This is a genomic window from Halalkalibacillus halophilus DSM 18494 (genome assembly GCF_000423105.1).
Lineage (GTDB): Bacteria > Bacillota > Bacilli > Bacillales > Alkalibacillaceae > Halalkalibacillus > Halalkalibacillus halophilus.
Genome location: NZ_AUHI01000017.1, coordinates 1 through 25387 on the forward strand (window position 1 = coordinate 1; position 25387 = coordinate 25387).

25 protein-coding genes and 1 rRNA gene are annotated in these 25387 nt (G+C 37.7%); 6 read left to right on the forward strand and 20 right to left on the reverse strand.

The features are described 5' to 3' along the window. Window positions 1–220, reverse strand: a 16S ribosomal RNA gene (locus tag G532_RS0110130); the annotation flags it as partial. A gap of 295 nt (window positions 221–515) precedes the next feature. Then, complete coding sequence (locus tag G532_RS0110135) at window positions 516–743, reverse strand: hypothetical protein (protein ID WP_027964712.1); 228 nt, start codon at window positions 741–743, stop codon at window positions 516–518. A gap of 136 nt (window positions 744–879) precedes the next feature. On the opposite strand from G532_RS0110135, the gene G532_RS0110140 reads away from it, so the two are divergent. Then, window positions 880–1635 (forward strand): polysaccharide deacetylase family protein, encoded by a 756-nt coding sequence (locus G532_RS0110140; protein ID WP_027964713.1) that lies wholly within the window; start codon window positions 880–882, stop codon window positions 1633–1635. A gap of 49 nt (window positions 1636–1684) precedes the next feature. Here the strand turns inward: G532_RS0110140 and G532_RS15155 are convergent, their stop codons facing one another. Beyond that, entirely contained in the window at window positions 1685–2290 is a 606-nt protein-coding gene (locus G532_RS15155) for a KinB-signaling pathway activation protein (protein ID WP_035512904.1), read from the reverse strand. A 165-nt stretch (window positions 2291–2455) separates the two neighbouring features. On the opposite strand from G532_RS15155, the gene gerD reads away from it, so the two are divergent. Then, window positions 2456–3145, forward strand: a complete 690-nt coding sequence (gerD, locus tag G532_RS15160) for a spore germination lipoprotein GerD (protein ID WP_051189144.1) — start codon at window positions 2456–2458, stop codon at window positions 3143–3145. An 80-nt stretch (window positions 3146–3225) separates the two neighbouring features. Here the strand turns inward: gerD and G532_RS0110155 are convergent, their stop codons facing one another. The 10 genes from G532_RS0110155 to G532_RS0110200 all read right to left on the reverse strand — a co-directional run bounded on the left by G532_RS0110155 (window position 3226) and on the right by G532_RS0110200 (window position 12992). Further along, the gene (locus G532_RS0110155; RefSeq protein WP_027964715.1) at window positions 3226–4278 is read right to left on the reverse strand and encodes an Mrp/NBP35 family ATP-binding protein; all 1053 of its coding nucleotides are present in this window, start codon (window positions 4276–4278) and stop codon (window positions 3226–3228) included. Between the two features lie 84 nt (window positions 4279–4362). Then, window positions 4363–5061, reverse strand: coding sequence for an N-acetylmuramoyl-L-alanine amidase (locus G532_RS0110160; protein WP_027964716.1), 699 nt, complete (start codon window positions 5059–5061; stop codon window positions 4363–4365). 58 nt (window positions 5062–5119) lie between these two features. After that, window positions 5120–6568 carry a PH domain-containing protein gene (locus G532_RS0110165; RefSeq protein WP_027964717.1) on the reverse strand — a complete coding sequence of 483 codons (1449 nt, stop codon included), beginning with the start codon at window positions 6566–6568 and terminating at the stop codon, window positions 5120–5122. Next, a complete protein-coding gene (locus tag G532_RS0110170) occupies window positions 6561–7040 on the reverse strand; it encodes a PH domain-containing protein (RefSeq protein WP_027964718.1) in 480 nt (159 codons plus the stop codon). Before G532_RS0110170 ends, G532_RS0110165 begins: the two co-directional genes overlap by 8 nt. Window positions 7041–7058: 18 nt before the next feature. Then, a complete protein-coding gene (locus G532_RS0110175; protein WP_027964719.1) occupies window positions 7059–7529 on the reverse strand; it encodes an RDD family protein in 471 nt (156 codons plus the stop codon). A 12-nt stretch (window positions 7530–7541) separates the two neighbouring features. Next, on the reverse strand, window positions 7542–8540 hold the full coding sequence (gene sppA, locus G532_RS0110180) for a signal peptide peptidase SppA (RefSeq protein WP_027964720.1): 999 nt from the start codon (window positions 8538–8540) through the stop codon (window positions 7542–7544). Between the two features lie 69 nt (window positions 8541–8609). Beyond that, entirely contained in the window at window positions 8610–9071 is a 462-nt protein-coding gene (locus G532_RS0110185) for an RDD family protein (RefSeq protein WP_027964721.1), read from the reverse strand. A 132-nt stretch (window positions 9072–9203) separates the two neighbouring features. Next, a complete protein-coding gene (locus G532_RS0110190; RefSeq protein ID WP_027964722.1) occupies window positions 9204–11423 on the reverse strand; it encodes a TRAP transporter permease in 2220 nt (739 codons plus the stop codon). Between the two features lie 35 nt (window positions 11424–11458). Beyond that, entirely contained in the window at window positions 11459–12031 is a 573-nt protein-coding gene (locus G532_RS0110195) for a DUF1850 domain-containing protein (protein WP_027964723.1), read from the reverse strand. Next, the gene (locus G532_RS0110200) at window positions 12018–12992 is read right to left on the reverse strand and encodes a TAXI family TRAP transporter solute-binding subunit (RefSeq protein ID WP_027964724.1); all 975 of its coding nucleotides are present in this window, start codon (window positions 12990–12992) and stop codon (window positions 12018–12020) included. Before G532_RS0110200 ends, G532_RS0110195 begins: the two co-directional genes overlap by 14 nt. A 335-nt stretch (window positions 12993–13327) precedes the next feature. Between G532_RS0110200 and G532_RS0110205 the strand changes: the two genes are divergently transcribed. The 4 genes from G532_RS0110205 (at window position 13328) to G532_RS15885 (ending at window position 19015) form a co-directional block, all read left to right on the forward strand. Then, entirely contained in the window at window positions 13328–14293 is a 966-nt protein-coding gene (locus G532_RS0110205) for a sodium:calcium antiporter (protein WP_027964725.1), read from the forward strand. A 428-nt stretch (window positions 14294–14721) separates the two neighbouring features. Then, complete coding sequence (locus G532_RS0110210) at window positions 14722–15708, forward strand: nuclease-related domain-containing protein (protein ID WP_027964726.1); 987 nt, start codon at window positions 14722–14724, stop codon at window positions 15706–15708. 1429 nt (window positions 15709–17137) lie between these two features. Then, entirely contained in the window at window positions 17138–18016 is an 879-nt protein-coding gene (locus tag G532_RS0110215; RefSeq protein ID WP_027964727.1) for an EamA family transporter, read from the forward strand. Window positions 18017–18436: 420 nt separating this feature from the next. Then, a complete protein-coding gene (locus tag G532_RS15885; RefSeq protein ID WP_245570136.1) occupies window positions 18437–19015 on the forward strand; it encodes a 3'-5' exonuclease in 579 nt (192 codons plus the stop codon). Here the strand turns inward: G532_RS15885 and G532_RS16075 are convergent. The 7 genes from G532_RS16075 to G532_RS0110260 form a co-directional block, all read right to left on the reverse strand. Next, window positions 18906–20237: a phage tail protein gene (locus tag G532_RS16075; protein ID WP_035512907.1), complete on the reverse strand. Its 1332-nt coding sequence runs from the start codon at window positions 20235–20237 to the stop codon at window positions 18906–18908. The two genes, G532_RS15885 and G532_RS16075, sit on opposite strands and share 110 nt — an antisense overlap. Next, window positions 20224–20583 carry a hypothetical protein gene (locus G532_RS0110235; RefSeq protein ID WP_027964730.1) on the reverse strand — a complete coding sequence of 120 codons (360 nt, stop codon included), beginning with the start codon at window positions 20581–20583 and terminating at the stop codon, window positions 20224–20226. Before G532_RS0110235 ends, G532_RS16075 begins: the two co-directional genes overlap by 14 nt. Window positions 20584–20635: 52 nt before the next feature. Then, on the reverse strand, window positions 20636–20830 hold the full coding sequence (locus G532_RS0110240; RefSeq protein ID WP_027964731.1) for a hypothetical protein: 195 nt from the start codon (window positions 20828–20830) through the stop codon (window positions 20636–20638). Further along, window positions 20811–21104, reverse strand: coding sequence for a hypothetical protein (locus G532_RS0110245; protein WP_027964732.1), 294 nt, complete (start codon window positions 21102–21104; stop codon window positions 20811–20813). The genes G532_RS0110240 and G532_RS0110245 overlap by 20 nt, the downstream gene beginning before the upstream one ends. 26 nt (window positions 21105–21130) lie before the next feature. Next, window positions 21131–21502 carry a hypothetical protein gene (locus G532_RS0110250; RefSeq protein ID WP_051189145.1) on the reverse strand — a complete coding sequence of 124 codons (372 nt, stop codon included), beginning with the start codon at window positions 21500–21502 and terminating at the stop codon, window positions 21131–21133. A 45-nt stretch (window positions 21503–21547) separates the two neighbouring features. After that, window positions 21548–21757 (reverse strand): hypothetical protein, encoded by a 210-nt coding sequence (locus G532_RS0110255; RefSeq protein ID WP_027964734.1) that lies wholly within the window; start codon window positions 21755–21757, stop codon window positions 21548–21550. Window positions 21758–22295: 538 nt separating this feature from the next. Continuing rightward, entirely contained in the window at window positions 22296–25382 is a 3087-nt protein-coding gene (locus G532_RS0110260) for a type I restriction endonuclease subunit R (protein WP_027964735.1), read from the reverse strand. Window positions 25383–25387: the final 5 nt, after the last annotated feature.

Here is a 25387-nt window from a genome sequence, read left to right on the forward strand (position 1 = left end):
CACTCAAGAACCAGGAGGTTCCTGATGTTATCCGGTATTAGCCCCGGTTTCCCGGGGTTATCCCAGTCTTACAGGCAGGTTGCCCACGTGTTACTCACCCGTCCGCCGCTCATTCCACAGACATCACCCCGAAGGGATCCGTCTGCTTCCTGCGCTCGACTTGCATGTATTAGGCACGCCGCCAGCGTTCGTCCTGAGCCAGGATCAAACTCTCCATATAAAGTGTTTGATTAGCTCTTTGCTAGCTTGTTTCTTTTTGTTGCCAATGTTTTCTCCTATTTAATAGAAAGAAAACGAATTGACGACAGGCTATTTTGTTTAGTTTTCAAGGTTCAAAATCATATGTCGTTTTTTCGCGACAAAGACTAATTTATCACAACTCTAAGAAGGTGTCAACTGCCATTTAAGGTGTTTTTTTATTCTTTTAAATGGTTGTGTTTTAACCGCCAATCTTTTGACGACAAAAATAAATATACCACATCCATTTTACACGTTCAATAACTTTTTTATATTTTTTATTTCACACTCAATAAATTTTGGTTTGGAGTATACCGAATGCAATCTGTACGATCCGCAAATCGTTTATATAGATTGAATAATAGTTGATAACGGACTTTAATCGCTTCTTTTACATGCGAATCATAATGGTGATTATGAAAATCATAAATTAATTCATCCATCTCTCTTCGCAACAAGTAATCTAACTCCATCTTTTCATCATCTGACACAAGCAAACCAATCATTACATCACTTCCAATTCATTTGATTAATTTAAGCATTTCCATAAAACCTCTTTATATGTATATTTTTCATTCTATTCATACTTGAACTAGACGAATCATACATTTTAATAAATGGCGTGTGGTTGGAGGGTTAAGTATGTTTGTCATTCTTAAATGGACAAGAGTCAAAGAAATTACTGCATTATTCCTTATTTTATTGTTACTATTTCTAGCAATGCCTTTGAAGCATGAATTTGCTATTATTCCTGCCCAGGACAACCATGCCTATCAAACATTTTCTAAAAAAGTAACAGAGAAAAAAGAAATTTCATTAACCTTTAATGTGATGTGGGGAGATGAAGTGATCCTCGATGTATTAGAGGAGTTGGAGCAGGCGAATCTTCATGCTAGCTTTTTTTTAAACGGAAAATGGATGTTGCGTAATGAGGATTTAGCTGAATTGATTATTGATCGTAATCACGAGATAGGATTACTTGGTTATGATGATCAAGCATACTCCACTTTGACGGAGACAGAAATAGTAGAAGATATTAAAAATGGTGAGGAGTTATTGGATTCCATTGGCTACGAGCCGCTGCTATTTGTAAGACCACCTGAATATGAATACAATAATTCCGTAGCAACAATAATTGAACAAGCAGGTTATCATCCGACTTACTGGAGTTTATTTGCACCTATCCAAGCATCTCAAGATTCAGAGAAAGCTTTAGAACATTTAAATAATCACGTTAGTCCAGGGGATGTAGTTCTGTTTCCCATTTCGGATGACTTAAAAGAAACTCCTAATGTTCTTCGGGATTTTATAAAAAGCAAAAAGCAAGACGATTTTGACTTTCCTACGCTCTCTCAGTTATTTTATCCAGCAGATGTAGAATTAAGGCAAATTCAATAAATTATAAATAAAGCCTAAACTATCTTCATAGTTTAGGCTTTTGCAACTCTTATTCCTTTTTCGCTGTATTCTCTGGATTATTAAAGCCTACAATACGATGTAGTTTTAATAATTGGTACGTATTACACGCTAACAAAGGTACGATCATTAACATGATCCATTCATTAGCCCCGGTTTGAAGGGCAGGAATCCATTCAACTACAGTAACAACCACCATAAAGAAAACTGCCGGCAAGAAAGCACGCTGATGAGTTTCTTGCGCTTTCACATAGGCCACACCTAGACCGTACACTAAAATCACTAAAGCAACGACTAGATATGGAATAATGTTTCCACCTGAATACCTTAAATATACTAATTCGAATAATACGAATACAATTAGAATTATTTGTGCATGCTTCCAAAAGTAGCCGAAAAATCCTTTTCCAAATTGATGGACGGTCAAATAAGCAAAGAAGCCCATTTGACTGATTACACTATATACTAACCCTAGTGCTGTAAACCATACTAATGCACCGAATATTTCCCACCAGTTGATTGGGTTTAAATATGGTTCATACGCATCGGGTTGTACAAAAAAGCTAGTCACAACTGTCGTGACAGCTCCTATAAATAATAAAGTGGTAAAAAACTTTAGCCACGCTCTAATCGTCACGTTTTTTCCTCCTCAATCCATGTTTCTCTTATCTTTTATATGAAATTAATCATTCCAACTCGTATTTTATCATGCTTTGGTTATTTTTGCTGTGTGTATTCGTGTATATTTTTTTACAACCGCTGGATATTATGACTATATGGACAAACGATGAGGAGCAGAATTATGGCTATAAGATTAATCATATTAATAATCACATTGCCGCTTCTGTTAATAGCATGTAACCAAGGCGAACAGGAAGCAAAAAGCCCTGATTATGAAACAACCAAGAAAATGGTTGTTGATATATTAAAGACAGATGATGGTAAAACAGCACTTCAAGAGGTGTTAACGGAAGAAGAATTGAAACAACAATTAGTCATGCAATCAGACGAAGTACAACAAGGAATCGAACGTGTCGTCGCTGGCGAAGAAGGTAAGGAGTTTTGGAAGACTTTATTTGAAGATCCTTCCTTTGTTCAGACTTTCATTACCGCAACGATGGACCAAGATAAGGAATTAATAAAAGGTTTAATGCATGATTCGGAATACCAAGATCAGTTAATAACTATTTTTCAAAATGAGCAGATGCAACAGATGGTGCTTTCTATTTTAAAAAGTCAGGACTTCAAAGCGCATTTAGAACAATCAATCCAGGAAACGCTAAACAGCCCAATGTTTAAGGCGCAAATGACAGAGGCTTTAATTAAAGCTGCCGAGGAAATGGAGCCATCAAGCGAGGAAGGTCAAGTTCAAGAAGATCAGCAACAAGGATCTGGATCTGAAAATGAAGGCGGTAGTGGCGAAAGTAGTGGTAATGGCGAAAGTGGTGGAAGCGAGGGTGAAGGAGAAGGTGGAGGCACGGAAGGCCCTTAATCCTTATGAACGTTGAAAGTTAGACCACAAAAATACTCCCTACAAAGTTTTCTGTCTACTTTGTAGGGAGCATTATTTTACTATTTCGCTCGTTTAATTACCTGATTTGCAATCGATAAGAACTTCTTACCTGTTGGGTGATCTTCTTGATATATGCCAGGTGCGAAAATTTCTTCTTCATCATAAGGTTGTCCGAGTGGCAAACGTCCGAGTACATCGGTATTTAGTACTTCTGCTAGCTTATCGCCGCCACCTTCACCAAAGACGTATTCTTTTTGTCCAGTAATCGCACTTTCGAAGTACGCCATGTTTTCTACAATTCCTAGGATGTCGTGATCTGCTTTAAGTGCCATCTGACCAGCACGGGCTGCAACAAATGCTGCAGTAGGGTGCGGTGTAGTAACAATTAATTGCTTAGAAGTTGGTAATAATTCTTGTACATCAAGGGCAATATCGCCTGTTCCTGGTGGTAGGTCTAATAATAGATAGTCCAGGTCGCCCCACTCTACTTCTTTAAAGAAGCTCGTTAGCATTTTTCCAAGCATTGGACCTCTCCAAATAATTGGAGAATTATCTTCTACAAAGAAGCCCATGGAAATGACTTGTACGTCGAATCGTTCCACTGGGATAATTCTTTTGCCTCTTACTTGTGGACGGTTTTCAATTCCCATCATGTCTGGAACACTGAAACCATAAATATCTGCATCGACAATCCCTACTTTTTTACCTAAACGCGCTAAGGCAATTGCCAAGTTAACTGTAACGGTTGATTTTCCTACTCCGCCTTTACCACTAGCAATCGAAATAAACTGCGTGCCAGTTTGGCCGATCAGGTTTGCTTCTTGTTCTTCATTTGCTTCACTCATATAAGCGTCACGTTTTTCTTCTGGTAATTCGGTGAAACGAAGGCCGACTGTTTTTGCGCCTTCTTTCTTAATCATGCCAACAATCTCTTGTTGTAGTTGCAGCTGTTCCCCTGAATTTGGATTAGCTAATGCAACTTTGACACTAACATGTTCCTTATCCGCCTTTACTTTCACGCTCTCCACCGCTCCGGTTTCTTCAAACGTTCTATGTATATGTGGATCCTTGATTGGATTCAATAGTTCAATAATACGTTCTTCTGTTAACACGTCAAACACCTTCCTCTATATCAAGTTCGATTTGTTGCCATGGCTAGTATAACATATATTAAAAGATCACTCAGCGTTAAGGCATTATTCGTTTTTAGAAGAAGTATATTCAACAATTCCCTCGTATAGTGATGATGCCAATAAACGTTGGTACTCCTCGGTAACAAGAAGCTCTCTTTCCTCCTGATTCGATAGAAAACCTAGTTCGACTAAGGCGCTTGTTACTTGTGAATGTTTTAATAAATAAATTTGTGTAATGGCTAGTGCCTGCCTGTTCGTATTTACCGTATCCACTAGTCTACGTTGGAGTTCTTCTGAGAAACGCTTATTTTCATCATTAGGGTAAAAGAAGGTTTGTGCTCCCTGCCAGGAACTATTCGGCACAGAGTTTAGATGTAAGCTTAAAAATAGATCAGGCTCATGCGTTTCGATTAATTCTTTCCGCATTCTTAGGTCATAAGCCTTCCGATTAGAATAACCTTTTAAATCTGTTGGCGCTAAGTCACGGTCGGCTTCTCTCGTCAAATACACTTGTGCTCCAGCCGCTTGTAAATAATCGCGTAAAAAGAAGGCCGTTGAAAGGGTAATTGTTTTTTCTTGTAGTTCTTCATAATCTGCTCCACCATCGACCCCACCATGACCAGGATCAATGACGATTTTCATTCCCGTTAAAGGCATGATTTTTTGAGCTGATTGTGCAGAAAAGCTAGTCGAATAAAGGACAATGGCAGCCAGCATGCAAATAGTTAAAACCCATATTCCAAGTAGTCCGAACTTTTTCATAAAACAAACCTCCTCGTCCAACTATATGAACAAAGAGGTTTTCACATGTATCTTTCAGTTAATTTTCATCCGAATTGTTCGGAATCGCTCGTTTTCTTAAAGAATACCAATCCGATAAATGATCGGCGTCTTCTAACTCAAACCCACTAACACTTTCATGCCTACCAGCAAAATTATTTAACATCGATATACGGACCGTTGCTAGATTTTGCTTTCGTTGTAAGAAGTGTTGGCGTTTCTCAAAGCTTTGAATTCGTTTATGCTTCACAAGAATCGTATCCTTACTAAAATCACGTGTCACAAAAGTGATTTGTTGCTCAGATATATGCGAACCATGTGTGCGGTGTTTTAAAATTGCAAACAACACTGCCGCGATCGCTAAAATAATCGGAAGATAGATAAAATCGGTCAAGAAAATCCCCACTGCAACCGTAATAATTGCCGGCAAGAACACCATACTAATGATGTAGTATGGAAGCGCCCGCGTTGGCAGTTTGGTAAACTCGGTTGGCACTTCTTGATACTCTGGTAATATTTCATGTAAAAATTGTTCTACGTTTGCCTTCTTAATAATTGGAAAAAGAAGTGTTCGACTCCCTGCTTTCACTTCGCCTCCCGCAATTTCCACATAAACCGATGCAAATCCGAGTGGCTGTCTGATCAAGCTTTCTTTAATCCCTACAGCTTGAATTCGTTTAAGCGGGATTGTCATTTGTTTCTTTTCAAGCAAGCCTCTCGTAATAAATAGCTCGTCTTCATAGCGCGTAATTGTAAACCTACCATATTTAATCACGGTACCTAAAATTCCAAGTCCCCAAAGGATAACTAAAAAGAAAATGACAAGTCCCAGAATTGCTTCAATAGCGAGAGCTAAAATCCATCGAGTCGCCTCATCATATGCTGATTCAGGTATAAACCTTTCTACTTCACTGAACCCAAGCAACATCAGTCCTAAGATTACCCCGATACTACCTGAGGTCGAACCAGCAATCACTAATTCTTTATTTGTCACGCTTTTTTTCGGGTAATCGGGTTCTTCTTGTTGCTCTTCTTCTGTTTCCACTACTGGACCTTTTGACTTCAATGCATCTTGGACAGCTTTTCCCTCTTCAAAAGTAACAGAAGATAAAGCTGCATCGACACCTTGATTACTTCCGGCAGTTTCAATAGAGACTTTTGTTAATTTAAAAATCCGGTGAAGCACTCCTTGGGTAAGATCAATCGACTGGATACGGTGTTTGGAAATCGACCGCTTATTTCGAATAAATATCCCTTGGTGAATCCGTAATTCATCGTCCACCACTGCATATGTAAATCGAAGCCAATCGACCACACTATAGAGCACAAACAATAAGAACAGCACGCCCACTCCGATAATTACCCAGAAGAAAAAGTCATTACCAAATGAAGCGATTAACGGTGGAATCGCTACATAAATGGCATTCTTTATCGAATACATTAATTTAAATATGATTGCGGTCGGGTGTAAACGTTTGCCATTAGACATCGTCCTCGTCCACCCTTGCTAAAACAGATATTTGATCACGCAACTCCTCTGCCTCCGCTTCTGGTAAAGCAGGTATTTCATGCGTGGTTGCGGCTGTTGATATGGTTAAACTCGCTAAGCGGTATTTTTTTAAAATCGGACCTTGTTTCGTATCGACGTGCTGTACTCTAATCATTGGTACAAGCACACGGGAAACGATTAAAATACCATGTTGTATATAGATTTCTTGATCAAACACTTCATAGCGCCAGCGTCTCCAGCGAATTTTTGGTATTAAAAAGACAGTTACATAAGTTAGGATCGCTACTCCAGCAGCGATAAAACTAATCACCCAATACGACCAATCCATAAAATACACAAGTACAAACCCTCCAATGGTAAGGGCCCAGAAGACTGACATTACAATGATCGCCGTTAATTTCCAAGCTTTTAATGCGTCTTTTGCAATTCTATTTTTAGGTGCTTCTCGCATCGTTTCCCCTCCAATCACCTATTCATGTATTACTCGCGTATCACCGATCATATCGTGTACGCCGCGTTTTTCATCGTCAAAAGCCACTACTAAATAAAGTGCATTCGTAATTCCCAACACACGATGAAGAAATCTACCGACTACTTCTCTAAATAGTAAATCACTCCACGTAAGAGGTAGGCCATCTTCTCGAATCACCTTCAATCCGAAGATTCTTTTACCGATCGTTTGTGAGAAATATTTCGTTAGTAAAACAAAATATCCATAAATGATAATCGTGTGAATAATTGCTGCTACCGTCCAAAATCCAATTTCGTACGTTGCTCCATCCGTTAAAATTCGATAAGGTGCGATTAATAAGCCATTAATGCTAAATACGATTATTAAATCAACGATATATGCCCAAAATCGCATCCAAAAACCGGCATATTTTACCGGAAGCGGTTTGGATATCGCTTGTTCTTGGTCAATCATTTGTTCAGTAGACATCCTCGCACCTCCTTATCTCGTATATAAATACATGGCACGCGGCGCATTAGCGTCACGTACTAAGTCTTGTAGTCCACTAAGTTGAAACTCTCTAGAGAACATTTTCTGAGCTGCGCCTCCGAATAACGAACCAAATCCTAATTCATATTCATACTCCACTACTTGCGCTCCGTCTAAATCATGATCGGACTTCATTGCCGAAATAACATCATTCAAGTCGCCAACTTCATCGACTAGTCCGTTTTCCTGAGCTTGTGTGCCTGTGTATACTCTACCGTCAGCAAGTTCACGGACTTGATTTTCATCCATATCTCTACCATTCACAATGACACTAACAAACTCATCGTACATTTCATCAATCATGGACTGCAAAATCGCTTCATCTTCTTCTGTCATTTCACCTGTTGCAGACATAATATCCTTGAACTCACCGCTCTTAATCGTGTTCACTTCAATCCCAAGGTTATCAGCAAGTTCAGCAACATTAATAGATTCCATAATTACACCAATCGAACCTGTAACTGTCGCTGCATGCGCATAAATCTTTTCAGCAGGTGCTGATACATAGTAACCACCAGAAGCAGCGGTGTTCCCCATGGATACGTAAACAGGTTTGCCCGCTTCCTCTTGAATCTCTAAAATCCGGTCATGGATCTCTTCACTCTCTACAACGCCACCACCAGGAGTATTTACTCTTACGACTACTCCTTCAACCTCATCATCATCCGCCGCATACTCCAACATCTCTAGTAATACGCGGTGATTATAGGAGCCTGTATTTAATACGCCCCCTACATCATCACTTGAAATCACACCGTTCAAATGAACAACTGCAATCTTCCCATCAAGAGATGCACCTTCTTCGACCGTCTCTTCTGAAAAACTTCGATCCGAGTCACTAAACATTTGCGTCCAATTAGTAGTTGCAACTGCCGTTGAGAACTGCGCTATTAAAGAAACGATAAACAATCCAACTGCAATCCCTAAAGCAATCCATCTTTTTTTATTCATCCGTAAACCTCCATTTGTTCACATTTATACATCACATACAAACTGTCCCGCCCTTAGGCGAGACAGACTTTACATACGATCATCCATTATTTTCTTGTTTTTCTCCCGGTACACAACACGCGTATTACAAATCATATCATGCAACGCTTTTTTCTCTTTATTCCAACCAGCCATCATAAAACCAATGAAGAAAATTACTGTTGAAATAGTTTGTGAGAAATATCTAGCTATAGAACGTAAAATACTTATCTTATTCATATCACGGTCTAGAACTTCAATTCTTAATAGTAATTTTCCTGGTGACCCTTTTAATTGACTGGCAGTGAATAAAATTATGAAAATAACAATATAAGTTATGCTACCTATTGCTTCTGCAGCAGAGGTGACTGTTTCAGTAGTTTGAAGATTTTGAAAATACTGTTCATCCCCTATTAGTACAGCAACTACCCAACTTAAAGTAAGAATTGCGATTCCATCAACAATAAGTGCTATAAATCGAATCCAAAACCCCGCTGGCTTTCGATCATTCATCAAACAACCCCCTAATTTTGACAAAATTTTATGTACAAATTAATAAGCTAATTATATCACTATTCTATTTATATCCAAATGGGTTCATGAAAAAACTACCCTCGAAATTTCGAAGGTAGTTTAAGTTTAAAATTATGCACTTTGTTTATGAATTCTTGTATTACGAGTTAGGAATTGGAAAGCAAACAATGCTGCCAATATCACAATTCCTGAAATATCTGTTATTACATCATTGTGAACTAACAATAATGCAGAAATTAACGCTATAATTCGCTCAATCCAATTATATTTACTAAATAACCAGCTTTGAATGAATGATGCGAATGCGATTATTCCGATCGTAGCAGTAATAATTGCAAAAATGACTTCTAACCAATTTGCATCTGTTAAGAACAAAATGGTTGGATTCAGAGTAAACACAAATGGTAATAATAGTGCCGCTGAATCATATTTGAAACCTTGGACTCCGGTTCGCACCGGCCCCGCATTCGCTATACCAGCTGTCGCGTATGCTGGTAAGTTAATCGGAGGTGTATCATCCGCAAGTACCCCGTAATAAAGTACGAATAAGTGAGCGACTAATACATGTACTCCAAAGTCCGTTAGAATTGGTGCGACAATTGCTGCTAGAACAACGTATGTTGCAGTTGTCGGCAAACCGAGTCCTAACAATAGACACGCAAATACGGTTAAAATTAACGCAAAGTATAACTCTGTATTATCCGTCGTTAGAATAGCAGGCATAAGCGCTGTTAGATCCTCTGAAAAACCTACTACAATCCGCGTGAATTTTGTTGATAATCCTGAAGTCGTAATTACTCCGATTAAGATACCAGCAGTCGCACAGGCTACGATAATCGATAACGCATTACGCGCTGCTGTTTCAAGGCCTGATACAAATTGCACAAACCCATATCTAACCGGTGCAGCTTCAACCTTCAACTTCTTCTGGCCCGCAGCAAATCCTAAGGCAATGATCACACCGAGTATAACCATCATTACAATCTCTGTTCTCCAACGAATGGTTTCAGAGCTAAAGAAACTTATATTAAATATGCCATTCAAGCTTTGAAGCCCAGAATTGATCGGACCAACTAAGAACTGCAAACTAAAAACAAGAGCAATTAATGCTGCTGCATACAATAACGTTCTTGCTAAACTTTCTTTAAATCGATGGGCAAACACAGCAATAACAATCAAAATAATGATCGAGTAGAATGCCGAGTTGTTTACCGAGACCCTTTCCCACACGAGGTAGTACAAGAGTACGGCGATTGGGATCAGTAGATAACCTTGTTGTAAAAGAAGCTTACGACCAGATTCCATCTCATCCTTCTTCATACCAGTAATTCCATGTTTTGATGCTTCAAAGTGCACCATAAATAAAATACCTACATAACAAAGTAAAGCAGGGATTATTGCACTTTGGATAATTTCATAATACGGAATTCCCGTGAACTCAACCATGATAAATGCTGCTGCACCCATAATCGGTGGTAAGAACTGACCACTAGAAGATGCAGCCACCTCAATCCCGCCGGCAATATGAGGTTTAAAGCCAACTTTTTTCATTAGCGGTATAGTGAATGTACCAGTCGTAACAGCATTTGCTGTGGAACTACCTGAGATACTTCCCATCATACCACTAGAGATTACACTCGCCTTCGCGGGTCCACCTTTATATTTACCGAAAGCTCTTAAGGCGAGGTCGATAAACATTTTGCCGGCCCCTGTAGACTCAAGGAGTGCCCCAAATAGGATAAAGATGAATACGAACTGCGCAGAAGCATAAATAGGAGTACCAAAGATCCCATTACTTCTCCATGATGTTTCATATACAAAACGTTCAAAATCACCACGAGAATGATAGAACTGACCTGGCATAAATTCCCCTAAGAAGAAATAGCCAATGAACACTAAAGCGATGATTACCAATGGGTAACCTACCACACGCCGAGTTGCTTCAAGGACTAAAATAATTAAAGCAAACCCTATGAAAATATCAAGGTCAGTAGGTCTAGCACCCATAATCGCAGATGAATTCTGATTGTCTATCAAATGATAACCAACATATGCCGTGAATAAAGCCAAAATGATGTCATACCAAGGAATCGTTGTTTGGCCTAACCCTTTTTTGATCGGAAATATTAAATAGACTAATATTAAACCTAATGTTAAGTGAAGAATTAGAAATGTACGTGAACCAATTCCTGGCAAACCAAAACCTGCTACGTACAAGTGAAATAGTGATAAAAAGATACAAACAAGCAGAACTGGAGCAGCCCATTTGTTTCTTAAATTTCGGTCACTACCTTCTAATTCTTGCACCATCTTTTTCTGTTGTTCATCCATAGTTCATTTCCTCTCTTAAAAAGATTGACTGGAACTTATCGATTTATCATTCGTTCCACCCAGTTTTGGTCTTGCACTTCTATTGTAATTACCTTTCCTACAAACGGAGGCTCTGATAGTGTAATCGTCTCCTCTTTAAAAGAAAACGTATGAAGACGTATGTCCGATGGTTTCATCTGCAACGATTCACCTCTTAAAGGACGATCTAAGTTTTTCATAACATAGTATCCATCCGTAATTTCAACATCGCCTTCAGCCGTATGAGGAAGCCCTGCTCCAAAAGATTTGGTCCAACTCTCTTGAGTATGAATTTCTCCATTCTCCATTAATTGAAATTTTTCAATTACGGGAGACTGCTCCACGGAATGTATGTATTCATGTTCAAACCAGTCACCTAATTCAATTGGTTCTTGCCAAAGGATATCATTATTTTCTGTTTCGCTAATCACTAACACCCTTGTAGTGGAAATATATAAGAATAAAAGTATGATTGCAATGATTATACTACAAATAAGTGTCCACTTCATAGCCGATTGGTGAAAAAAGGCATTGCTATTAAGCAATGCCTTTCCTTTTTCCAATCGATTCACAAAATTAGTTTTCGTCATAGTAACGCTCTGCACCTGGGTGTAAGTCAATAGACATACCATCTTGAGCAGAATCTAGTGTTAGATCTGAACCACGATCGTGAGCATTTTCCATATCATCTAAGTTATCAAAAATAGAAGCTACTAATTCATAAACTTGATCTTCTGGCATGTCATCACGAACGATGAACATCGCTTGAACTGCAACAGTAGAAGCTTCGCTGTCAAAGTTTTCGTAGTCATCATTGCTAATGTCTTGACGCGTGTAGTAAGGGTATTCCTCTTCTAACGCTTCAATCATATCATCAGAGATACTTACTAATTTTACATCTGCACTTGCACTTAGTTCCTGGATACTACCTGTAGGCGTACCAGAAGTTACAAATGCTGCATCGATGTTACCATCTTGCAAGTTAGATGAAGCATCACCGAAGTCCATATACTCTTCGTTAAGATCATCGTAAGTTAGGTCATGTACACCAAGAATCTGATTAGCATTTGCTTCCGTACCAGAACCAACGTCACCTACTGCAACACGCATACCTTCAAGATCTTCTACCGTTTCAATTCCACTGTCTGCTAGAGTTACAATTTGAATTGTTTCAGGATACATAGTAAATACACCACTGAAACCTTCTCTTGCACCCTCTTCTTCAAACATTTCTGTTCCTTCTTGTGCATAGTAAGCGATATCATTTTGTACTAAAGCAAATTCTGCTTCACCATCTGAAATATCGTTAATGTTTACAACAGAAGCACCAGTCGTTATACCCGTAGCGTTTACATCGTCAACATTTTCGCTCATTATTTCTCCCATTGCAAGACCTAATGGATAGTAAACACCCGCCTCTCCACCAGTAAGTATAGTGACGTTCTCAACCCATTCATCATCATTTTCTGATTCTTCATCGCCCCCGCCACAAGCAGCAAGAACAAGCATAGAAACTAAAATAACTGCTAATAACCAACTAAATTTTTTCAAAATTAAATCCCCCTACCTTTTTTAAATGAAGTATTCAGCGAGCACTTACCCAGAATACTTAATTCATATCATACACTAATATTACATTAAAAGGAATAGATATGTCATTCATGTTACAAATTTAATTTTTGTTTAAATTTGACGAAGAAGCTTGTTTATTCTATAGTAAAATTAATACAAGGGGAGTAGCGACCGCATAATGCGGTTGGTGAGTCGTCATGACGGCAGATTGAGTTTTGCCCGGTTCATCATCTTATACGCAAGACCTTGGCTCTATTAAACTATGGAGCCAGGGTCTTTTTTTGTTGACCCTGGCAGAAAAGGGGAATTAATCGATGGTCTACATCACATTTACACTCGCAGCAATTTTAGTCGTTTTAGCAGCAGTAAAGTTAAATAAATACGGAGATCTCATTAGCCAAAAATCTACCTTAAGCGGGGCAATGGTCGGTACCGTCTTAATCGCAGGGGCAACCTCCTTACCAGAATTAACTACAAGCATAACCGCCGTCTATATTGATAATGTCGATATAGCTGTTGGAAACATGCTAGGCAGTAATGTTTTTAATCTATTAATCTTAGCCGCAGTTGACTTTGTATATCGCCGGCGCCAAGCTTTCAATCTAGTCGTTTCCAAGCAGCATCTTCCCTCGATTTGGGCGGGCTTCATTTTAACCGGCCTAGTAATTGCCGCTTTATTTTGGGAAAACAATTGGGAACTATTCAACGTCGGTGTGGAAATGTTCGTACTCGTCGCAATATATATCGTCTTTGTAAAAACCTTTGACCGCTCGGAAGAAGTAGAAGATGAAGAAATTTTGGCAGAAAACAGTTCGTTAACACTTAAGAAATCCATCCAGCGATTCTCACTGGCATCGTTTGTCGTTTTAGTTGCTGGTACTGCCCTAGCAGTATCCGGAGATATGCTTGCTGAGATGACGGGCATGAATTCAAGCTTTGTAGGAAGCGTGTTGATCGCCGCATCGACTTCGTTACCTGAGTTGGTCGCAGTTGCCGCTGCTTACCAAGTAGCTAATTACGCAATTGCTGTTGGCTCTATCTTAGGAAGTAACTTATTTAATCTAATGCTACTAGCAATCACTGATGTGTTCTATCAAAAAGGAGCAATCTTACAAGTCGCAAGCAGCTCGAATATGTTGGTCGGGTTACTCAGCTTCGCAATGATGGCCGTTACGGTTTATATTTTGAAACGTGGTCGTACGGAACGTGTGTGGACTTATGCTTTGCCGTCCGTCGTCATAATAGTGATGTACTTTGTTGTTTCTTATATGTTGTTTTAGATGATATAGCTCCCGCCATGGTGCGGGAGCTTTTTAATTTATCTATGGAGATAAGGGCGGAAGCTGAAGTTTCGTTGATAAGGGAAGATTTTTGAACTAACCAAGGGACTTTCGAACATAATTTCAAGACTTTCGAGCTTAACTGCTTAAGTTTTGTCGTTATTATTAAATTTTCACACATAACTGGGGAAATCTGAGCATAAGATGGAAATTTAGTGCATATTTTATATAAATTTTTATTAGAAAGTTACTCCTTCAAGTAGAAATAATTTTAATTTTTTTCGAGTAATAAATTCGCGATATATATGCATAACAATCGCTACTTATCAAAAACTCAGAATTAATTGCTGTTTCTTTTTAAACTAAGATTTTCGAGAGGCTTTTCTCCCCTTACAATTCAGGGTATAATTTTAAAAAAACTAAAGAAGGTGAGTACTATTGACATTATACCACTTGTAAAACCTCCTGATCTTGTTGCACTTCAACTATTATTGCGCAGGCTCTCCACACAAAATCCACATCATTATGAACTAACAAATAAACTAAGACGTGAATTGGCCGGCCACTATGGGGAATCGACTTTAGGTTATTATTTAAAACTCGGCAACCATGATGATGTTCCTACCTTATATGGACTTCGACTTAGAGGACGACATAATTACTTTCAAATTGATACGCTTATGCTATTCCAGAACTTCATCCTTTTAATCGAAGTAAAGCATATCAAAGGACTAATTACACTTGGAAACCAGAAAGGAAAGATGGTCCGTTTTCATAAGGAACGAACAGAAACCTTCGACCACCCCTTATTGCAAGCAAAGATACAATCCAATCACTTAAAAGAGTGGCTGCTTCCCCAAAACTTGCATCAACTTCCGATACATTGTTTATCCGTTTTCACAAATCCACATAGTATTTTACAATTAGAAAACCCCAATGAGGACATATTAGTCAACATACAAATTCCTAGTAGAATTGAAGAGTTAAAAGAACTTTATCCCAAAAGTCACATGGATCAATCCATACTCATCAAAGCTGCTAAAGAATTAAAATCTGCCCACACACCTCGCCATATTCCATTCATAGAAAAGCTGGGTATACCTCAAGAGCACTTAGTGAAGGGGGTCTATTGTAGGCAATGCCTGGACGGAATTACAAGGAGAGAAAAAGGAACATGGATTTGTGGGAAATGCGGTCATCACGATAAGTCAGCCCATCTAACAGCCTTACAAGAGTATAGAATTTTATACGGAGAAAGGCTTACCATGGGAGAGGCGAAAAAATTCTTAAACATAAATAGCCGATCAACTCTTTACCACCTATTCAAAAAGATAGATTTTACTTTCCAAGGCACTAAGCGTGGAAGGGTATACATTATTCCGGAACAAAAACAGTTCGTACCACAAAAACTGTAATAATAACTTGATTGGGAGTTTCCGCAAACAATTGCGGAAACTTTTATTCGTTATAGCTTTTCTCCTTTAAAAAGATTCGTCGATAAAGATTGAATTTAGTTCTTCTTAGGTGATTTTCGAACATAACTTGTTGACTTTCGAGCTTAACTCATTAGGTTCTGTCGTTATTTTAAAATTTTCGAGCATAAATAAATAGATATGTGCATAACCCGTAAGTTTAGTCTTTATCACGCTTCTCAAACCATTACACTACTCTGATTCTCCTGTGTCGATACCGACGTAACCATTTCCCCTCGCAAAAAACATCTTCTCCACAAGGGAAAAGGTGTTTCCATAATAAATATTAACGTTTTGGTAATTGAGGAATCCTTTAAATAAAGGGTTTATTGAGTATTTTGTATATTACGTGTATATTATTTGTAAAAACTTATAGAATTTCATATGGCTGTAACGGAGTTTCGTGTTATTTCCTGAATAAATATTTTTCCATACGGTAGTCCAATGGAAGAATTTGTTCATTTGTATATTCAATGAAATTAACGAACTGTCAAAGCATTGATTTGACAACCTTTTAATGACTTGGAATAGTCATAGAAAATCTTTAAAGGTATCTAAAGTGACTAAAATATCATACGTTGGTCACTTTTTAGTCACTTTAGTCACCAATTTTAGCAGCTGAACCTTCCATTTCAAATTTGATTAAATCGCATTATCAGACTGTTTCAAAATATACAGAAAACCCTATATAATAGGAAGTTTCTATTTCTGTGTTGCAAAGTTTATTTAACTCTTTCATTCTTAATCGGCACAAAACCGGCACGTTATAAAATTAGTATTGGTTGTATTCCAAAGGTGAAATATTTCTAATTATAGAGAATGAAGGATTTCCCAAAAGTTCTCTTGAATAATGACTATACAACACTTTTGGGAGGGATTCAGTAACTTTTGTAGATTTATTTACTGGTATAGTGATCATTGCAGCTATTTATTATTTCTTCAAATTTAGAAAAAAAGCAAGCTAAAAAGGACGCTCAATCATTGCCAACCAATAAACCAGATTACTATCAACTTAGACGCTCTTCAAAACCATCCAAACCAGAATTCCCCTTTGAAAGAAATTGCTTTGTAAAAAAACTGGATGTGAAATCAACTTTACTCTAACATTGCCTACATGTAAATAAATAGCAAGAATATCATTTAATCCACTTCAATTTTTAGTAAAATGTCACTATTTAGTTATGAAACTTTCACTCTCAAATAGTATATTTCAGGATCTCTCAAGCCCTAGATTACACCCCTTTTTTTGCAATTTTTTCATGTTATACTAGCTAGGGCATGACTTGTTTTAACATATTACATATTTATAAAATAATAAGAATTTAATTCTGTATACATAGTTGACTCGTGTATTTTGCTGGGGGTTATTTTTATGAAAATTAAAGGGATGGTTTTAGTAATAATTGGGGCTGCCAGCTTTGGATTTACACCTATTTTCGTTAAAAAAGGGTTTGAGTACGGTTATTCACTTGGGCAAATAAACATCATTCAGATGTTAATAGCTTTTTTGTTACTATGGAGCGTTACTCTAGTTAAAAAAATAAAAATTTCAAGTACTTCAAAGTTAAGTGTTTTGAAAATACTTGCCACTGGAACAACTGTCGGATTGACAAGCATATTTTATTATGGAGCATTACAATACCTAACGGCTTCTCTTGCTATAATTCTATTGTTTCAATTCGTGTGGATTGGAATGATATATGAGAGGATTTTCAATGGAACTAAACCTAATAAGATTAATTTCATCTCATTACTGGTTACTTTTTCAGGGGTCTTCTTCGCCTCAGGTATCTTAGAAGGAGAAATATTAGATATATCTTCTACAGGATTGATTCTAGGTTTACTATCAGGGGTTTCTTATTCAGGTTTTATTTTTTTTAGTGGACAAATAGCTATTGGTCACCCCCCTCTTCTCAAAAGTACTTGGATGGTAACAGGATCATTCTTACTTGTTTGTTTAGTTTTCTTTGAAGATATTTTTTCCATCAATCCTACAGATAACCGTTTATGGTTAATAGGAGGAGGAGTTGCATTAGTTGGTGCTGTTATTCCATCTATATTTTTTGCAGGAGGCGCCCCTCTCATATCTGGTAGGCTTGCTAATGTTCTGAGCTCTATAGAATTACCTGTAGCCATTATTTCAGCCATGATTATACTTTCTGAGTCTGTTACTCTAATGCAATGGTTAGGTGTATTATTAATTGTTTTAGCTATTTTTATAAATGAACTTAAAAGTCCTGTAAGTCAGTAAAAATCAACATTTCAGATATTAGACATAAAAATTGTTGATATGTTTTTATTTACAGGATTTTGAGGCGCGAGTTGTGGGCTCTATAATTTTAGTCGACTTCCACAAAAACAAAAGCCTTTGAACCATTACGGCTCAAAGGGTCTAACTAATTAATAACTACTTAAATACTGTTCGCGCTCCCATGGGTGTACTTGTGTGCGGAACATGTTAAAGGTGAATCAACTCAAATCAAATGCATTCAGGTGACTGATATACCAGCATTTATAAAAATAGGTACATCAATTCGAATAAAATAAATTCAAAATGTGGGGGTGTTTTGGGGGATGAATTGGGGGTGAAATATTTCTAATTATAGAGAATGAAGGATTTCCCAAAAGTTCTGTCGAATGATGACTATACAATACTTTTGGGAGGGGTTCCTTGACTTTTGAAGATTTCTTTACAGGAATAGTGATCATTGCAGCCATTTATTATTTCATTAAGTTTAGAAAAAAGAAGAAAGACAAAAATGATACCCAATCAGACTCAAGTACCACCCAACCAGTATCAACCAATAAACCAGATTACTATCAACCTAGACGCTCATCAAAATTGTCCAAACCAGAGCACATGAAATATACGAAAGCGAAAAAGCTTTCGGAAGATTACACTGTTATCGATTTCGAAACTAAAGGATTTGATCCAGAGCGCAATAAAATCATTCAGATCGCTGCAGTCAAATATCGCAATCATGAAAAAGTTGAAGAGTTCACTACAAACGTCAATCCACAATCGCCACTATCACCAAAGATTAAACGAATCACTGGTCTTACTGATGAAGATGTGAAAAGCGCTCCATTAATTCAAGAGGCACTCCCAAACCTATTAGATTTTATCAAGAGTGATACACTTATAGCTCATAATGCTTCCTTTGATATGAAATTTTTATTACATAAAATGCATGAACAATCGGTCCACCAAAATCGAGTTTATCTAAGTCGCTCAAAGGACCTTCCTTAGCTGGGGAAAAAGGTAAGAAATTACGCACCTTATCTGCTAATCCTTTAACGGCTTCATTAGCTTTATCCGCAGCGCCCCGTATCCCTTTAACCATCTGATCAATGAGACCTCGACCAGCTGACAGAAATGAGCCTCCTAGACCTTTGGTGAAGTTGAGAATTCCTCGGAACTTACTGCGAATCGAAGTGACCATTCCAGATATTTTATTGATTGTTCCAGAACGTAATCGAGTGAAAATAGAAATAACGAAACTTTGCAAGCTGCTTACAATTGACTTGGCGTTGTTACCTATGCTTCTGAAGAAATTCACAATACTAGAACCAAAGTTTCTAATAAGTGAAATTCCCATTTTCGCAAAAGAACGAATAATGGCAACCACACGTCCCATAATCATGAGATTAAATAAGTTCCAAACGGCTTGTAGAGCGCCAGAAAAAATGCCCTTAATTCCTTCCATCAATTTGGACATATCGCCTGTAAAAATTCCTGCGAAAACTTGAATAATGCCCATAATGACCTTTAAAGCTCCATCAAAAACGCCTTTCAAAGAATTTAGGACCATCTTTACAATGGCAAGTACAGCAGGCATCACATATTTAATGACCGATTGTATGAACGAAAAAGCATTTTGAACGGCTTCCATAATTTGCGAGCCATTTTCGTCCCAAAACTTTTGAATTTGTTTAAGTTTTTCACGTACAAAAGGAACCAAAATACTCAATATTTCTTTAATGATTTCTAATGCTGCTTTCATTAAAGTTTGTACGGTTTCTTGAATACTGGTGAAAATTTCAGCAGCTGAAGTAAGTAAAGCTTGACCGTTTTCCCTCCAGAATGTCTTAATTCGGGTGAGTATTTGTTGAATGATCGTCCAAATCATCGTGAATCGTTCCTGGAAGATCTCTTTCAACCTTGTGAGTGTTTGTTCGTTATTGGTTACCCAAGATTGAATCGTGGAAACTATACCTTTGATTCCACCAATGAAGCTCGTGACTTTCTCACCAATGAAGGTGAATACGGAACGAAAAGTTTCTCTTATAACGGGTATGTATTCTTGAACCCAGCCAAAGAACACCTGTAGGATGGGAATCACTTTCATTCCCATTTCCATCATAAAGAAAGTAGCTCGTTCTTTGAGATCATCCCACATCATACGAAAATCATTGGCTTTTTTTAGATCTTCTTCACTGAATACGTTAGCCGATTTCTTAGCATTGTCCATCGCTTCTTGTCAACTTGGAGGAAGCGTTAGCTACAGCATCCACATCGGTTCCGGCTTGCTCCGTTACTTTTCGCCATTCTTGGATCGCATCTGTACTCATCCCAGTAGCTGCGGAAATATCTAAGGTTTCATCGGCTGTTCGTCCGACTTTTAACGCTAATTTTGTCATACCAGCCATAGCGATTCCTGCACCAGCTACAAGAGCAGCACCAAATTTAGCAGCCGTTTTAATTCCACCACGCAGACGGTCACCTAATGACTTGGTTTTCTTATCCGTTTTGGAAAGGCTGTTCTGGGCTTCCTTATCATCGATTAGAATCGACCCAAACAGTTTAAATACTTGCAAAGGTTCTCACCCTCTTCCTAAAAAAGGCATAAAAATAGCACCCGTTTAGGTGCTATTCATCTTCTATAAATCCTTTATCTCTTAAATAGTGCGTTTCGGCGACCAATACAGCTTGAACATTTTCATAAGTTAAATGTTGGCCAGTGGTGTTTCGCATGATATAGCCAATCAATTCATCCTCGTTTAATTCACCTGTCGGCTCTTCAGGTTCAGGGTCTCGCATGCCATCATGTTGAGTTGTTTTCATCCTTTGAACCTCCTCCTGCTTCTTTTTTAAACCGGTTGTATAAATCTTTGACGGTTTCACCTGTATGCTCACTCGTGACTTCTTTCTGTTGTTGAGCATCCGCTTTAAAATCATCAAAGCTAATGTAATTTTCTTCTGTCATATTAGGGAATCTCGCAATCCATACTTCCCAAGCAATTCGCTCTTCTTTTTTCGCGAAGGCATTGTGAAGTAACCTGTTTAAGTTAGCTGGTGATAGCGTACGAACATAGCTGAAATCATAGAAGCTATGCAATAGGTGAAGCGTTTCTTCATATCCACCTACTGCATAGCTTCTTTGAAAAAATCAACCAGATCAGGGTCAGAGAAAATTCTTTTAATGGAACGCATGGTTTTGATGTACGATTGCTTTTTAACTTCTTCGACTTTTCTCTCTTCAGCAATGGCAACAATATTAAAGAACTCATCTTTGACTTTGTTGGAATTCTTTAAGATAAATCTGACCGCATCAATTGCTGGGTCAAGACTATCAACATTCTTTTTTCCTTGGTATTTTTTACGAATTTCTTTTCGGTAAGAATCAAATCCGGATTTTTCATACAAATCCGCTACATACGGAAGCATATCAAATACTTGTTCACTGTTAATGGCTTGCTCTTGATCTTGCACTTGCTCTTTTTCCTTTGTCGACAATGGTCATCCCTCCATACAATAAAAAGAGGAGCATATAGCCCCACTTTATACTGATGTTTCTCCGTCATAATGAATGATGTAGGTTGGCACTTCATTCATGTTTGCAGGATCAAAGTGAGCTGTGAGTGTCGTCTCACTGACCACTTCTTCTTTATCCCCAAATGCTGCTGATAAAGCCCCATCAACTAACGCATTCTCAATGACGTAGGCTACCAGTGCTCCTGAATGAGTTCTCGTAATATACGCTAAGTTCATAAGGACGTAAACCAATTAGTAAAGGCGATCGATTTAATTTGATCGCTTTTTAATTTGTATATTATGTGTATATTACCGGTGTATCACCTACAAAATTTCAGATATTTTTGTAGCTTTTCGCACATTGAAAAACCCCCGAAACATAAGCGTTTCGAGGGTGAATGATAAGTGTCTTTTTCGTTTTGAGAACTGAGGGAGGTAGTAAAATCAAGGCTTGCAGGCACTTTTGTATGCTACTTGTATGTTACGTGGAATTATCCACTGGTTTTATAAAACGGTTAAATGGATAACTAATTATTGGATTCTCTCATTTATCATACATAACATCATTGGCCGGCGTCTTGTGTTGTCTTTTGTGCTTTTCTAAATTGCGAAATGGTGTTAATTCAATGGTGTTGTGGGTTCCTAATGGATTGTATATTTGTTAATTATTGTTACTTTCCTTAAATAGAATCTCTACATCTTCCTGAACCTCTCATCTAACCCTAGAGGGATAAAATACATATGCTTAACAAGCAGCTTAAATAGAAGTTTAAATTTATTTATATTTCTTTTTCAATTTAGAAACAATTTCTGGTAATTCTTTCGATAAGGCTATGTTGTGTTCGAGTAAGTTACTAGTCTTAGGATCCTCAATCGATGCAAAGTCGATACTATTTGTTAAATCATCAATATACGGAATCTCATCTGGTTTTGCAACAGAATATGCCTCAACTGCTTTTTCCAGTATGACATCATTAATACCCCACTCAGATGAAACTTGATAAATCTCATTGTGCAACTGTTTCTTTTTCCAGTTTTCAAAAGCCTCATCAAAGTTAATATTACTGGACACATTTCCTGGTTCTAATTCTTCTGAAACAAATCGTTTTAATAATTCAGCTTGTTCATAATCACCCAAATTACTCAATTCTTCAATGTTTTGATAGATTAAACGCAATGTTTCTGCATCTACTGTCTGTACCCCTTCTGTAGATGTTGCTTTTTCCCCCATTAATTGAATAATATAATATGCATCAATGGTTTGAGAGCCTGCTAGTTTTGCTTTTCCAAGTGGTAAAATAGGTATATCGTCTTCAGGATTATCTTTATCGTCTCTTGTTAAGTTACGAAATGCCCCGACATACTGCATCCACTCATGTTCCGTAACACCAAACGCTTCATCCACCCAGCTAAACTCATAATATTGCTGGATTTTATTTAATTGGCCATTTGCTTTTTTAAATACTTTCTCAAACGCCTTTTTAGCTTCTTCATTGGTTTCTAGTGCTTGCCAGTCAGTCGGATCGTTCAATATTTCCATTACTTCCTGGGAGTAATCAACGAATTCATCGACTGCTTCAGGATAGGGCTTGACAATCGCTTGACTGCTTTCTCCACCACTTCCATACAAAATCAGTGCTTCATTAACGGTTTCTTCGGTAATTCGTGGATACTGGAAATTTACAATGGAACCAAATTCTTTTTCCTTACCATAAATACGATTCGTTCGTGAATAAGCTTGAATTAATCCTTGTAATGCCAATGCACGATCAACATATAACGTATTAATAAATTTAGAATCATACCCTGTGAGTAGCTGATCTGCAACAATCACAAGGTCAATATTTTTAGGGTTTCGCCCACTGCCACCACGAGTTGCTCTTTCCACAACATCGTCATAATAAGCATCTTCCCCTCGACGGTTATCACCGTAAGCATATTCAATCCCTGTAAATGATGCATAATCTTTAAACATTGCTTGGATGATTTCTGGGTCTGTTGGATTTGTATCGGCATCTGTTCCAAAACTAAAGGTCATAGCTACATTAATTTCGATATCATCTCTTGCAGCTAACTGTTTTTGAAACTCTTCATAGTATTCTATTACACGATGTTTAAAAGCGACGGTTAAAATCGCATTGAATACCTTTTGTTGCGATTGCTCCTCCCAATTATTTAAGATTTCTTCAACTACTCTTGGGATGTGTGTTTCATCCTGATAAAAGAGCAATTTACTCTTCTTAGCTTCTTTTTCCACTTCTAAATCAGACATTTCCATGACTTGACGTTCGATTTTCCTTTTTGGTATATCAGGTTGTTCTTCTAATTTATAATCCGTAATATTTTCTCTTAGTGCGTCATAGCTTTCAAATTCTCCTGTATTGATATAATCGACGTGGAAACCTAAGACGTTTTTATCTGCAATGGCTTCATCGATTGTGTATTGATGTAATAATGGCCCAAACAGTTTCTCCGTTGTGTTAATCAGTTCACTTTTTTCATTGACCATACCTGAGATATTATTCTCATCGAATAGCGGGGTTCCTGTAAAACCATAAAACAACCCATTTTTGCGGAAATAGTCTCTAATTATGACCATCATCTCACCCATTGTTGTCCGGTGTGCTTCATCGATAATAAAGACAAACTTCTTATCAGCTAAGCTATCGTCTTTCCCGTCTTTTAAATCTTTGACAAGGTTATTTAATTTGAAAGTGGTTGTCACAACAATATTAGACATGGCAGATGTTAATAATTTACGCAGTTGATAAGTATGTGCCGTATCATCGACTTCTACCGATTCATATTCTGCGTAGGCTTTGAAATTATCACTTGTCCGACTATCTAACTCTTTACGGTCAACTAAAAATACGACTTTATCAAAACCTGCCCTTGTCGAGAGAAATAACGCCGTTTTAAAACTAGTGATGGTTTTCCCAGAACCTGTCGTATGCCAAACAAATCCGCCATGTGGAATTTTATCATCATTGTCCCAACCTAATGCAGACCCTTCAATAGATTGAAGTGCATGCACTTGATAAGGACGCAGTAGCATGTGCTTCTGATTTTCTGCATCTTTTGCTTCCTCAATCACTAAATAATCGCCAACCATTTGATGTGCCATGGGAATCATCAAAAATTGCCCAATGACATCTTCCCAGTGATTAATCGGTTTATTATTTTTATTTGCCCAATGGAATACAAAACTCGGATTAAAAGCTTGAATCGACTTTGGCGTTGCAAAATAACGTGTTGCGACTTCAGATGTCATCACCATCATTTGTGAAAATGCCATAAAATTATTTATATACTCGCCATCTGCGTAATATCGTTTAAACTGATTAAACGCTTCTTCTAGCGATTTATCTGTGCGTTTTTGTTCAATATTAATCAGCGGTAAACCATTAATAAGCAAAACAAGATCAAAACGATTCCCATTTGCAGATTCTACTTCACGTGCAACCTTATAACTTGAGTCTCCACCACGCACTTGTGCCTTTTTGAAAATCGTTAGCGTTATTTGTTCACGGGTGATATCTGGATGGCTATCTCGATAAATACCATCAATCTTTCCAGTGGACTGTTCCATCGCTAACAGCTTTGCAGCTTCATAGCTATTATCAATTTGCGAAACCTTTGCCATCACTTGAGCAAATTCATTATCTGTCAGTGGTATACCTTCTAAAACATCTGCGTTGATACGGTTGAGTTCACCACGCCAATGGTGAACGAGATCTTTTACGGTTACTTTTTGTTTATTCCCATCTAAAGAGGTTGGTGCTTTCCATTTATACTTTTGTAGTTCTTTTACAAAATTGTCTTGAAAGTTTTTCTCCGACACACTTTTAGTATGATTACTCATATGAA